Source organism: Telluria sp. RT2P19 (assembly GCF_059685725.1).
On the sequence record NZ_JCASIL010000002.1, the window covers coordinates 330,194 to 343,121 of the forward strand.

The following is a 12,928-nucleotide window of genomic DNA, read 5'->3' on the forward strand; positions in this document are numbered from 1 at the left end:
GCCTGCGCGGGAACGCCGGTTTGGAGGCTACGGGCCACGGTCATCGATCGTGGCCCGACCCTTTTGTACGTCGTCCCGCGCGGGCGGGAACCTGATTTGCACCAACAGCGACAACGCTTGCCTCATCAAACATGCAGCAGCAAATGCTCGCGCTCCCACGGGCTGATGACCTGCATGAATTCTCGATGCTCCAGCTCCTTCACCGCCGTGTACACGTCGATGAAGCGCTCCCCCAGCACGTCGCGCAGCCGGTCCTCGCGCCGCAGCAGCGTGATCGCCTCGGACAGGCCCTGCGGCAGCTCGACCGGCATATCGTAGGCACTGCCTTCCACCATCGGTGACGGCTCGAGCGCCTCGGTCATGCCCAGGTAGCCGCAGGCCAGCGTGATCGCCAGCGCCAGGTAGGGATTGGCGTCGGCGCCGATCACGCGATTTTCGACGCGGCGGTCTTGCGAGCCACAGACCGGCACCCGGAAGCCCACCGTGCGGTTGTCGATGCCCCACTGCAGGTTGATCGGCGCCGCCGTCTCGCGCACGATGCGGCGGTAGGAGTTGACGTAGGGGGCGACGATCGCCATCGCCGACGGCATATAGCGCTGCAGGCCGCCGATATACTGCTGGAACAGCGTCGACGGCGAACCGTCGTCGTTGCTGAAGATATTCTTGCCGGTCTCGGCGTCGACCACGCTCTGGTGCACATGCATCGCCGACCCCGGCTCGCCGGCCATCGGCTTGGCCATGAAGGTAGCGTACATATCGTGCTTGAGCGCGGCTTCGCGCAGGGTGCGCTTGAAATAGAACACCTTGTCGGCCAGGCCGAGCGGCTCGCCGTGCTGGAAGTTGATTTCCATCTGGCCGGCGCCGATCTCGTGGATCAGGGTGTCGACGTCGAGGTTCATCATCTCGCAGTAATCGTAGATATCCTCGAACAGCGGGTCGAACTCATTGACTGCATCGATGCTGTACACCTGGCGGCTGGTCTCGGCACGGCCACTGCGGCCGATCGGGGCCGCCAGCGGCAGGTCGGGGTCGATGTTCTTGGCGGTGAGATAAAACTCGAGTTCGGGCGCCACGACCGGTTTCCAGCCACGCTGCTCATACAGCTTGAGCACGCGCCGCAGCACGCTGCGCGGCGCGAAATCGACCAGCCGGCCATCGGCGTAGTAGCAATCATGGATCACTTGCGCGGTGGGGTCGACCGCCCACGGCACCATGGTGATGGTGGTCGGATCTGCCTTGAGGATCATGTCACGGTCGATGCTCGAGATGGCGCGCTCGTAGGCGGCATCGCGCTCGGGCGTATTGCCGGTGACGGTCATGCCCAGCACGACTTCGGGCAGGCGCATGCCGCGGTCATCGGTAAATTTCACGCGCGGCAGGATCTTGCCGCGCGCCACCCCGGTCAGGTCGGGAACCAGGCATTCGATCTCGGTGACCCGTTTTGCGTCGAGCCACTCTTCCATGTCGGTATAGCTGAAGTTATCGCGAATTGCCATTAGATTAGTCTCACTGTCGTTGAACGAAGACGCCCATTTACCGTTCAGACGCGGCCAGGCGCTGTTCGCGGTACTCGCGGCAAGCCTGGCCGAACGCGCCGAACATCTTCATCGAATAAGGGTTGTGCTGGATGCGCCATTCAGGGTGCCACTGCACCGCCAGGGTAAAGCCCGGCGCATTCGATACCGTGAACGCTTCCACCAGACCATCTTCGGCCAGGGCTTCGACCGTGAGGCCCGGCGCCAGTTCGTTGACGCCCTGCCCGTGCAGCGAATTGACGGGAATCTCGGGCACGCCGAGGATGCGGTCGAGCAAGCCGCCGGGGCACAGGGTGACGTTGTGGGCGTCGCCATATTGCTCGTCCATGCCCAGTTCGGGATTTTCGCGGTGGTCGAACTTGCCCGTCACCGTCTGCACCGCCTGGTGCAGGCTGCCGCCCAGCGCCACGTTCATCTCCTGGAAGCCACGGCAGATCGCGATGATCGGCACGCCGCGCCGCACCGCCTCGCGGATCAGCGGCAAGGTGGTCTGGTCGCGCGCGGGATCCTGCGGCAGCGAAGGATCGAGCAGCTCTTCGGAGTAATAACTGGGGTGCACGTTCGATGCCGAACCGGTCAGCATGATGCCGTCGATGGTGCCAAACAGGGTTTCCAGGTCCAGCGACGCGCCCAGCGATGGCAGGATCAGGGATGCGCAATCGGCGCCGAGGGTCACGGCGTCGACATACTTGTGCTGGGCCGCGTGGTACGGGTGTTCGCCGAAATCACGCGTGCAGGCGGGAACGATAACGATGGGGCGCATGGACTCTACCTTGTGTTGAAGTGCACGGGACCGAACCAGTCGGGTCGCTGGCAAGCGGGTTTTTAATCCAGGTAAAACACAGCGCAAGCGGGCGCTACTTCTGCCGGTTCGCTGTCAAACCAATGATTCCATATCAAAAGCTTAACGTTAACCGGCGAGCCCTGCCCACACGTTACGGGCTGTCACGAAACGTTTTCAGCCGATGGGAGTGGCGAAAGAACCCATCCCGGCAGATCTGGCATCCATTTCGTAGTGGTAGGAAAATTACATGCTATCGGTCAAAATTTAATTTCTTCGGGCAATCGCTTGATTTCTATTAAATCTCTCTCCATGGCCACGTTTGCTTTTTGAAGATGACCTCTTGGCCGAAGTGAAACCAGATCGGTTACAGCCATAACTGAGAAGGCCATGAGCGTCCTGGTGTGTTTATCCTTGGCTGTAGTGACCAGGACGTGACGTTCCGTTTTTCGAAGTTGACGGCCGATTTCGGCAATCTGCCGGCAGCCGAAGTGCGTGAACCGGCCACCCTGCTTACCCTCGGCGCCGGCCTGCCGGGCGTGGCTGCCATGCGTTGTCGGAAGATGCGCAAGGCCTGACGATGTCCATGCAACGGCCGGCCCGGATCATGTCGATCGGGGCCGGCCGTTGGGATGCTGGCGAAGGTGAAGCTGGCGCAGGCTGGACGCGTGGAAGGCAAAGCCTTCCACCCTAGGTCTTGTATTCGTCGTATTTGCGGGCATCGCCGCGTACTTTGTCGGCGGGGTACTTGGCCCTGTTGAGCACCATCTTTTCTTCCACCGCCGCGAACAGGTCGACATCGAGTTTGTCGGCCAGGCGCACCAGATAGACCAGCACGTCGGCCATCTCGTGGCGCACATCGCTCAGCTTGCCGCCGAGTTCCTCGATGCGGCCCGACTGCAGCCACTGGAAATGTTCCAGCAGCTCGGCCGCCTCGACAGAGAGGGCCGCGGCGAGGTTCTTGGGCGTGTGGAACTGATCCCAGTCGCGCTCGTCCACGAACGCACGTACGATGGCGCGCAGGCGCGCGAGATCACTGTCCGCGGCGTTCGTCACGCACCTCTCCGCCGTCCAGGTATCCATTGAGCACGCGCTCGAGCTTCGGCGCGATCTCGTCGAAGCCGCTGACCGTGATGCCCAGGTCGCGCAGCAGGCCGTCGTGCACGCCGTACACCCAGCTGTGGATGGTCAGCGGCTGGCCGCGTTCCCAGGCGTCGCGCACGATGGTGGTGTGGGCCGTGTTCATCACCTGCTCGGCCACGTTCAGCTCGACCAGGCGGTTGGTGGCGGCGCGGCCGGCCACGTTGCCCAGGTATTTGCCATGCTTTTCGCGCACGTCGCGCACGTGGCCGAGCCAGTTGTCGGCCAGGCCGACGCGGATGTCGGTCAACGCCGCGTGTACGCCCGAGCAGCCGTAGTGGCCGCAGATGATGATGTGCTTGACCTTCAGGACGTCGATCGCGAACTGCAGCACCGACAGGCAATTCAGGTCGGAATGCACGACCACGTTGGCGATGTTCCGGTGCACGAACAGCTCGCCGGGCGCCATGCCCAGCAGCTCGTTGGCCGGCACGCGGCTGTCCGAGCAGCCGATCCACAGGTATTCGGGCGCCTGCTGGTCTTGCAGCGCCTTGAAGAAGTTCGGGTCCTCGGCCACCATCGAGGCGGCCCAGGTACGGTTGCGCTCAAACAGCTCGGCCGCGGTCAAACCCTTGGTCTTGTACTTGTCCATCGTGATTCCTTGTATTGTCGTGTTGCCGTCGTCCGGGAGGCTTCCCGGCTGACGTTGCCTGGCCCGTCTCGTGCGGGCGCTTCGGCGGGTGCTCCTCAAAATTACGTGAAGTGTAACAGCGTTGCGTGGCCGCCGGCTGCGTCCCGGCCGGGCGAAAAAAAACCGCCGAGGGCAGGTGCCGGTCGGCGGTTCATGAGGCTGCTTATTCGAAGAAGTCCTTGACCTTGTCCATCCAGCCCTTGCTTTGCGGGCTGTGCTTGGAGCCACCTTCGGTGGTGAGGCGATCGAATTCGCGCAGCAGGTCCTTCTGCTTGTCGGTCAGCTTGACCGGGGTCTCGACCGCCACGTGGCAGAACAGGTCGCCGGTATAGCCCGAGCGCACGTTCTTGATGCCCTTGCCTTTCAGGCGGAAGGTCTTGCCGGTCTGGGTGCCTTCGGGGACCGTGAACGAGACCTTGCCGGTGAGCGTAGGCACCTCGATCTCGCCGCCCAGGGCGGCCTTGGAAAACGAGATCGGCATTTCGCAATGCAGGTCGTCGCCTTCGCGCTGGAACACCGCGTGCTGCTTGATGTGGATCTCGACGTACAGGTCACCCGGCGGCCCGCCGTTGGTGCCCGGCTCGCCGTTGCCCGACGAGCGGATGCGCATGCCGTTGTCGATACCGGCCGGGATCTTCACTTCGAGCGTCTTGTTGCGCTTGATGCGTCCGGCGCCGCCGCAGGCCGCGCATGGCTCGGGGACGATCTTGCCGCTGCCATGGCATTTCGGGCAGGTCTGCTGGATGCTGAAGAAGCCCTGCTGCATGCGCACCTGGCCGTGGCCGGCGCAGGTGGTGCAGGTCACGGGTTGCGTGCCCGGCTTGGCGCCGCTGCCGTGGCAGGTGTCGCACTTGTCCCAGCTCGGCACGCGAATGGTGGTGTCGAAGCCGTGTGCGGCTTGCTCCAGCGTGATCTCGAGGTTGTAGCGCAGGTCGGCGCCGCGGTAGACCTGTGGTCCGCCGCCGCCGCGGCCACCGCGGCCGCCACCGAAGATGTCGCCGAAGATGTCGCCGAAGGCGTCGCCAAAGCCGCCCGCACCGCCGCCGAAGCCACCGCCCATGCCGCTGTTCGGATCGACGCCGGCGTGACCGTAGCGGTCATACGCTTCGCGCTTCTCCGGGTTGGTCAGCATCTCGTAGGCCTCTTTGACCTCCTTGAACTTTTCTTCCGCTTCCTTGTTGTCGGGGTTGCGGTCGGGGTGGTACTTCATCGCAAGCTTGCGATACGACTTCTTGATCTCGTCTTCCGACGCACCTTTTGCGACCCCGAGGATCTCGTAAAAATCACGCTTCGCCATGGTCGGCACCTAAAGTTATCTTTTGAATTCTCTACATCAAAAAAACCGAGCCGAGGACCAGTGAAGGTGTCGGCTCGGCCTGTGCGCGAAAGCGGTCGGCCTTCGCGCCAAAGACGCTTACTTGGCGTCCTTCACTTCCTTGAAGTCGGCGTCGACCACGTCGTCGTCCTGCTTGGCCGACTGTTCGCCACCGGCCGCGCCAGCCGCACCCGCACCCGCGGCGCCCGCGCCGCCGGCCTGCTGCGCCTGCATGTCGGCGTACATCTTCTCGCCCAGCGACTGCGCTGCGCTCGACAGGGCCGCGGTCTTGGCGTCGATGTCGGCCTTGTCGCCGCTCTTGATCGCGCCTTCCAGGTCGGTGATCGCCGCTTCGATCTTCTCTTTCTCGCCCGCGTCCAGCTTGTCGCCGTATTCGGTCAGCGACTTGCGGGTCGAGTGGACCAGCGCATCGCCCTGGTTACGGGCTTCGGCCATTTCCTTGACCTTCTTGTCTTCTTCCGCGTTCAGCTCGGCATCCTTCACCATCTTCTGGATTTCTTCTTCCGACAGGCCCGAGTTGGCCTTGATGGTGATCTTGTTCTCCTTGCCGGTGGCCTTGTCCTTCGCGCCGACGTGCAAGATGCCGTTGGCGTCGATGTCGAAGGTCACTTCGATCTGCGGGGTGCCGCGTGCCGCTGGCGGGATGCCTTCGAGGTTGAATTCGCCCAGGCTCTTGTTGCCTTGCGCGATTTCACGCTCGCCCTGGTAGACCTTGATGGTCACGGCCGGCTGGTTGTCGTCGGCGGTCGAGAACACCTGCGAGAACTTGGTCGGGATCGTGGTGTTCTTGTGGATCATCTTGGTCATCACGCCGCCCAGGGTCTCGATGCCCAGCGACAGCGGGGTCACGTCCAGCAGCAGCAGGTCCTTGCGCTCGCCCGACAGGACCGAGCCCTGGATCGCGGCGCCGACGGCGACCGCTTCGTCCGGGTTCACGTCCTTGCGTGCGTCCTTGCCGAAGAATTCCTTGACCTTCTCTTGCACCTTCGGCATGCGGGTCATGCCGCCGACCAGGATGATGTCGTCGATGTCCGAGACCTTGACGCCGGCATCCTTGATCGCGGTGCGGCATGGTTCGATGGTCTTGGCGATCAGTTCCTCGACCAGCGATTCCAGCTTGGCGCGGGTCATCTTGAGGTTCAGGTGGACCGGCGCGCCGTTCGCCATGGCGATGTACGGCTCGTTGATCTCGGTCTGCTGCGACGACGACAGTTCGATCTTGGCGCGCTCGGCCGAAGCCTTGATGCGCTGCAGGGCGATGGCGTCCTTCGACAGGTCCAGGCCGTTGATCTTCTTGAATTCGTCGATGATGTAGTCGATCACGCGCTGGTCGAAGTCTTCGCCGCCCAGGAAGGTGTCGCCATTGGTCGACAGCACTTCGAACTGCTTCTCGCCGTCCACGTCCGCGATCTCGATGATCGAGACGTCGAAGGTGCCGCCACCGAGGTCATACACGGCGATCTTGCGGTCGCCCTTGTCGGTCTTGTCCAGGCCGAAGGCCAGCGCGGCCGCGGTCGGCTCGTTGATGATGCGCTTGACGTCCAGGCCCGCGATGCGGCCGGCGTCCTTGGTCGCCTGGCGCTGCGAGTCGTTGAAGTAGGCCGGCACGGTGATGACGGCTTCGGTGACTTCTTCGCCCAGGTAGTCCTCGGCGGTCTTCTTCATCTTGCGCAGGACTTCAGCCGAGATCTGCTGGGCTGCCAGCTTCTTGTCGCGCACGCCGACCCAGGCGTCGCCGTTGTCGGCCTTGACGATCTGGTATGGCATCAGCGAGATGTCTTTCTGCACTTCTTTCTCGTCGAACTTGCGGCCGATCAGGCGCTTGACGGCGAACAGGGTGTTCTTCGGGTTGGTCACCGCCTGGCGCTTGGCCGGCGCACCGACGAGGATCTCGCCATCTTCCTGGTAGGCGATGATCGACGGCGTGGTACGCGCGCCTTCGGCGTTCTCGATCACCTTCGGGGTACCGTTTTCCATGATGGCGACGCAGGAGTTGGTGGTGCCCAGGTCGATACCGATGATTTTGCCCATGATGTGTTCCTTTAGTATTTGTGGATTTCTGATGGATTCAATATTGGGAAGGGGTGGCGTGCTTTCAAGTGGCTCAGCTGACAGCTTCAGTTAGAACACGCACATATGCACCCCGTTACCCTTATTTGGGCGCTGCGGCGGTCACGATTGCCGGACGCAGCAGGCGGTCGGCGATCATATAGCCCTTTTGCAGCACGGCGACCACGGTATTGACTTCCTGCTCCGACGGCACCACGGCCACGGCCTGGTGCTTGTTCGGGTCCAGCTTGTCGCCCGGCTGCGGCATGACTTCGACCAGGCGGTTCTTTTCGAACGCGGCGGTCAGCTGCTTGAGGGTCATTTCGACGCCTTCCTTGATCGATTCGACCGTCGGGGCTTCGACCTTCACGGCCATTTCAAGACTGTCGCGCACCGGCACCATGGCCTCGGCGAAGCTTTCGATGGCGAATTTATGGGCCTTGCTCACGTCTTCCTGGGCGCGGCGGCGGATATTGTCGGCTTCGGCCTTGGCGCGCATGAAAGCGTCGTGCATTTCTGCCAGTTTCGCTTCGGTTGCGCTCAGCTGCTCTTCGAGGCCCGGCTCGGTGGTTGGCGCGGCCGGCGCCTGAACAGTTTCACCAGCGGCATCGGCAACAGGCGCTTCGCCAGCTTGCTGGTCGAGCACCTCTTTGTTTTCTTGGTCTTGCATCGGAAAAACTCCTAGAATCAAGGACTTGGCTGAGTTGAAAACGTATCCTGATCGATACACAGCGCCCCAGATGGGGCGATCTCCTACAATTTCAAGGGGAATTGCAGAGATGTCATCTCAAAACTTTTGCAGACGGCACCCAGCACCAACAACCTGCCATTTTAGCAGGTTGTCAATAAGCAAGCGGTGGTCGCGGCGAATGCCGGCCTGGCGCCGCCATCCGGGTCAGGCACCCAGGCGGGCCGCGTTCCGGGCGCCGCGCTCGGCGTCGAGACGGCGCGCCTCGCGCTCGGCCGGGGTCTCTATGGTAGGCCAGCCGATCAGGTGCTGCTCGGCGATCTCGGCCATGCCGCGTATCCAGGAGGGCGAGGCGTTCAGGCAGGGGATGTAATGGAAGTCCTTGCCGCCGTTGGACTCGAAGTCGTGGCGCACTTCCATCGAGATTTCTTCCAGCGTCTCGAGGCAGTCGCTGGTAAAGCCCGGACAGATGACGTCGATGCGCTCGACGCCATCGCGCGCCAGCTGCTGCACCGTCGGCGCCGTATAGGGCTGCAGCCATTCGGCCTTGCCGAAGCGCGACTGGAAGGTGACCAGGTAGTCGTCCGGGCCCAGGCCCAGCGCTTGCGCCAGCAGGCGCCCGGTCTTCTGGCATTCGCAGAAGTACGGGTCGCCCAGCTCCAGGGTGCGCTTGGGCGTGCCATGGAAGCTCATCACCAGCTTCTGGCCGCGGCCGTGGGCGTCCCAATAGGCCTGCACATTGTCGCGCAAGGCATGGATATAGCCTTCATGGTCGTGGTAGTGCTTTACCAGGCGCAGCTCGGGCACGTTGCGCACGCGCGCGTAATGCTGGAATACCGCATCCCAGATCGAGGCGGTGGTGGTGCCGGAATATTGCGGATACGCGGGCAGCACGACGATGCGGTCGCAGCCGTCTTGCTTGAGCTGATCGAATACGTCGGGCAGGGATGGCGAGCCGTAGCGCATGGCCATGACGACCTTGACGTCTTCGTGGCCGCGCTCGGCCAGCACGGCCTGCAGCGCCGATGCCTGCTGGCGAGTGTAGATGCGCAGGGGCGAGCCTTCGCGGGTCCAGATCGTGCGGTACTTGGCGGCCGACTGGCCGGAGCGGAACGGCAGGATGAACAGGTTCAGGATGAACCACCAGATACGGCTGGGAATCTCGACCACGCGCGGATCGGACAGGAACTGCTTCAGGTAGCGGCGTACGCTCGAACGGGTCGGCTCGTCCGGCGTGCCAAGATTGACCAGGACTATCGCGCTATGCGGCACGCTGCCGTGGGTGTGAGGCGGTTCTTTTCGAAATGGCATGGACAGGAAAGGATGACTTGACCTGCCTATTATATGTGGGCAGTGCGGTGGGGACTGCGGGCGAACCGGGTGGCGCCACTTTGCCGGAGTGACGCCACCGCCTTTCGTGGCGCTGCCGCCACGGAAAGGGGTTCTAGCTGCCTGAATCAGGTGTTTACGTGCAGGCGCACATCGATATTGCCGCGGGTGGCGTTCGAATACGGGCACACGATGTGGGCCTTGTCGACCAGCTCTTGGAGCTGGGCCTGGTCCATGCCGGGGGCCTTGATGGTGAGGTCGACTTCGATGCCGAAACCGGTCGGGATCTGGCCGATGCCGACGTCGCCGGTAATGGTCAGGTCTTGCGGCAGCGCGACCTTGGACTGGCCGGCCACGAACTTCAGGGCGCCCAGGAAGCAGGCCGAGTAGCCGGCCGCGAACAGCTGCTCCGGATTGGTGCCCGAGCCGCCACCGCCGCCGAGTTCCTTCGGCGTGCTCAGTTTCAGGTCAAGGACGCCATCGGAACTTTTCGAGGTGCCTTCACGGCCGCCTTGCGAGGTGGCTTGGGCGCGGTACAGGACTTTTTCGATGCTCATGCGAATTCCTTCCATGGTTGAGGTTGGTGGTCGATGCTGCGGCGTGAGGGCCGCAGGTCGACCATCACTCTGCCACAGAATGAAGAAAGCGACATGACCTCAGAATGAAGAGTTCCGTCGCAGAAGCGCACTGGTTCAAGAAGCGAGCAACTCCCGCGCATGCTTGCGCGTGGTCTCGGTGATCTCGATCCCGCCCAGCATGCGCGCCACCTCTTCGACCCGTGCGCGGCTGTCGAGCACATCGATGCGCGAGACGGTGCGGCCTTCGCCGGTCGTGCCCTTGGCCACCTGGAAGTGCTGGTTGGCCTGGCTCGCGACCTGCGGCAAGTGGGTCACGCACAGCACCTGGCGCTGCTGGCCCAGGCGCTTGAGCAGGCGCCCCACCACCTCGGCGACGCCGCCGCCGATGCCGGTGTCGACCTCGTCGAAGATCAGGGTCGGCACCGTGGTCGCATGCGAGGTGATCACCGAGATCGCCAGCGAGATCCGCGCCAGCTCGCCGCCCGACGCCACCTTGGCCAGCGGACGCGGCGCCACGCCGGCATGGCCGGCCACCAGGAATTCGACCTGCTCCAGGCCATGCGCGCCCGGTTCACCGCTGTTGAGACCGATGGCGAAGCTGCCGCCACTCATGCTGAGCTCTTGCATCGCGGCTGTTACCTGCGTGCCGAGTTCGGCGGCCGCCTTGACGCGGCGCACCGACAAGCGCCCGGCCACTTTCATATAGGCGGCCTCGGCTTTTTCTTCCTGCTTGCGCAAGCCCTCGATATCGGTGGCGTCGGCCAGCTGGCGCAGCTTGGTGGCCAGTTGCGCGTGTTCCTCGGGCAGTTCTTCGGGCGTCACCCGGTACTTGCGCGAGGCGCTGTGCAGCGCATCCATGCGGGCATCGACTTCGCGCAGGCGGCCCGGGTCGAGTTCGACCTTGTCGATGTAGTTGTTCAGTTCGGACACGGCCTCTTGCAGCTGGATGCGGGCCGGCTCCATGCAGTCGAGCACGGCCTGCAGCTGGGCGTCGACGTCGACCAGCTTGCCGAGCTTGGCGTTGAGCGACGACAGTTGCGACAGGATCGGCTGCTCCGATTCGGAAATCGCCGCCAGGGCTTCCTGCGCGCCTTCGAGCAGGCTGGCGGCATGCGACAGACGGCTGTGTTCGTTGCTGATCTCGGCCCACTCGCCGGTCTTCGGCGCCAGTTTATCGAGCTCGCTCACCTGCCACTCGAGACGCTCGCGTTCGATCAGCACGTTCTTGGCATTGGTTTCGTACTCTTCGCGCTGGCGCACCAGCGCGCGCCAGGCGCGCCAGGCTTGCGCCACCTCTTGCGCCTCGCCGCGCGCCTGCGGATCGCGCACCGCGATCTGGTTGTCGAGCAGCGCGCGCTGGGCGTCCGGCTTGAGCAGCGACTGGTGGGCGTGCTGGCCGTGGATGTCGACCAGCAGCTCGCCCAGTTCGCGCAGCTGGCTTGCCGTGGCAGCCACGCCATTGATATAGGCCTTGGAGCGGCCGGCGTTGTCGATCACGCGGCGCAGCAGCGCCCCGCCCTCGTCGACGCCGAATTCGTGCTGCTCGAGCCAGGCCCGGCCCGCCTCGGTCGGCGCAAAGTCGGCCGTGATGTCGGCCTTGGGGGCGCCTTCGCGCACCATGCTGGCGTCGCCGCGGCCGCCCAGCGCCAGTTGCAACGCATCGATCAGGATCGACTTGCCGGCGCCGGTCTCGCCGGTGAACACCGAAAAGCCGTTCGAGAACTCCAGTTCGATGGCGTCGACGATAACGAAGTCGCGGATGGTCAGTGTGCGCAGCATGAAAAATCGGGTCTCCGGTGTTGGGCGATTCTGTGGCGAACAAGTCGTTGGTCGACTGCAGCGTGTTATTTGAGCTTGCCGTCGTTGGTGGGGTATTCGTTCCAGTGCAGCTTCTGGCGCAGCGTGTGGTAATAGCTCCAGTCGAGCGGATGCAGGAAGGTGATCGTGTGCGGCGAACGCGAGATGACGATCTGGTCGCCCAGTTGCAGGCTGGTGAAGGTTTGCATGTCGAAGTTCACGCTGATGTCGCGCCCGCTGACCAGCTCGACCATGATCTCGCTTTTGTCAGGCACCACGATCGGCCGGTTCGACAGCGCGTGCGGTGCGATCGGCACCAGCACCGTGCCGCCCAGGCTGGGGTGCAGCAGCGGGCCGCCGGCCGACAGCGCATAGGCCGTGGAGCCGGTGGGCGTGGACACGATCAGGCCGTCCGAGCGCTGGTTGTACATGAATTGACCGTCGACGGAGAGCTTGAGTTCGACCATGCCGGCGCCGGTGCCGCGCGCCACCACCACGTCGTTGACGGCCACGCTGCAAAAGATCTGCACGCCGTCGCGCATCACGCGTGCCTCGAGCAGGGTGCGTTCTTCGGCGCGCGAGCGGCCCTGCAGGATTTCGCCGAGCGCCGGCAGCATGTCGTCGAGCGCAATGTCGGTGATGAAGCCGAGCCGGCCCAGGTTGATGCCGACCAGGGCGATATCGTATTCGGCGAGCTGGCGTGCGATGCCCAGCATGGTGCCGTCGCCGCCGACCACGATGCCGATCCTGGCCTGCGCGCCGATCTCGGCCACGGTCATCGAGTCGATGCCATCGAGCTGCAGATTGGCCGCGGTATCGGCCTCGAACACCACGCGGTAGCCCGCCGCTTGCAGGAAATCGCGGATGCGGCCGACCGGCTCTTCGACGCCCGCCGTGTTATGCCGCACCACGAGCGCGATGATCTGTTGCGGTTGGGGCGAAGCGGGCATGACGGTCTCTGCAGTATGAGGTTAAGGGTACGCTGGAGATTAACCGATAATCCCTGCGGCTGCCATACGGCGCTCGGCTATTACTGTATAGATGAACAGTATAGCGGGCGCCAC

Annotated in this window: 12 protein-coding genes; 1 reads left to right on the forward strand and 11 read right to left on the reverse strand. The window is 63.6% G+C overall.

The window, feature by feature from the left end; genetic code table 11:
* Positions 1-125: 125 nt before the first annotated feature.
* Together AC56KW_RS03630 and AC56KW_RS03635 are read right to left on the reverse strand one after the other, a co-directional pair.
* Positions 126-1,496, reverse strand: a complete 1,371-nt coding sequence (locus tag AC56KW_RS03630; RefSeq protein WP_497169360.1) for a glutamine synthetase family protein — start codon at positions 1,494-1,496, stop codon at positions 126-128.
* Between the two features lie 37 nt (positions 1,497-1,533).
* Complete coding sequence (locus tag AC56KW_RS03635; RefSeq protein WP_497169361.1) at positions 1,534-2,298, reverse strand: gamma-glutamyl-gamma-aminobutyrate hydrolase family protein; 765 nt, start codon at positions 2,296-2,298, stop codon at positions 1,534-1,536.
* A 452-nt stretch (positions 2,299-2,750) separates the two neighbouring features.
* On the opposite strand from AC56KW_RS03635, the gene AC56KW_RS03640 reads away from it, so the two are divergent.
* Entirely contained in the window at positions 2,751-2,894 is a 144-nt protein-coding gene (locus AC56KW_RS03640; protein ID WP_497169362.1) for a PEP-CTERM sorting domain-containing protein, read from the forward strand.
* A gap of 112 nt (positions 2,895-3,006) precedes the next feature.
* On the opposite strand, the gene AC56KW_RS03645 is transcribed toward AC56KW_RS03640, so the two are convergent.
* The 9 genes from AC56KW_RS03645 to AC56KW_RS03685 form a co-directional block, all read right to left on the reverse strand.
* Positions 3,007-3,372, reverse strand: coding sequence for a nucleotide pyrophosphohydrolase (locus AC56KW_RS03645; RefSeq protein ID WP_497169363.1), 366 nt, complete (start codon positions 3,370-3,372; stop codon positions 3,007-3,009).
* Positions 3,350-4,048, reverse strand: a complete 699-nt coding sequence (can, locus tag AC56KW_RS03650; RefSeq protein ID WP_497169364.1) for a carbonate dehydratase — start codon at positions 4,046-4,048, stop codon at positions 3,350-3,352. The genes AC56KW_RS03645 and can overlap by 23 nt, the downstream gene beginning before the upstream one ends.
* Before the next feature lie 202 nt (positions 4,049-4,250).
* Positions 4,251-5,384: a molecular chaperone DnaJ gene (gene dnaJ, locus AC56KW_RS03655; protein ID WP_497169365.1), complete on the reverse strand. Its 1,134-nt coding sequence runs from the start codon at positions 5,382-5,384 to the stop codon at positions 4,251-4,253.
* A gap of 117 nt (positions 5,385-5,501) precedes the next feature.
* Positions 5,502-7,454, reverse strand: coding sequence for a molecular chaperone DnaK (gene dnaK / locus AC56KW_RS03660; RefSeq protein ID WP_497169366.1), 1,953 nt, complete (start codon positions 7,452-7,454; stop codon positions 5,502-5,504).
* A gap of 121 nt (positions 7,455-7,575) precedes the next feature.
* A complete protein-coding gene (gene grpE, locus AC56KW_RS03665) occupies positions 7,576-8,142 on the reverse strand; it encodes a nucleotide exchange factor GrpE (RefSeq protein WP_497169367.1) in 567 nt (188 codons plus the stop codon).
* A gap of 225 nt (positions 8,143-8,367) precedes the next feature.
* Positions 8,368-9,471: a ferrochelatase gene (gene hemH / locus AC56KW_RS03670; protein WP_497169368.1), complete on the reverse strand. Its 1,104-nt coding sequence runs from the start codon at positions 9,469-9,471 to the stop codon at positions 8,368-8,370.
* A 146-nt stretch (positions 9,472-9,617) separates the two neighbouring features.
* Positions 9,618-10,046 (reverse strand): organic hydroperoxide resistance protein, encoded by a 429-nt coding sequence (locus AC56KW_RS03675; RefSeq protein WP_497169369.1) that lies wholly within the window; start codon positions 10,044-10,046, stop codon positions 9,618-9,620.
* A 135-nt stretch (positions 10,047-10,181) separates the two neighbouring features.
* Positions 10,182-11,846: a DNA repair protein RecN gene (recN, locus tag AC56KW_RS03680; RefSeq protein ID WP_497169370.1), complete on the reverse strand. Its 1,665-nt coding sequence runs from the start codon at positions 11,844-11,846 to the stop codon at positions 10,182-10,184.
* 65 nt (positions 11,847-11,911) lie between these two features.
* Positions 11,912-12,814: an NAD kinase gene (locus AC56KW_RS03685; protein WP_497169371.1), complete on the reverse strand. Its 903-nt coding sequence runs from the start codon at positions 12,812-12,814 to the stop codon at positions 11,912-11,914.
* Between the last annotated feature and the right edge of the window lie 114 nt (positions 12,815-12,928).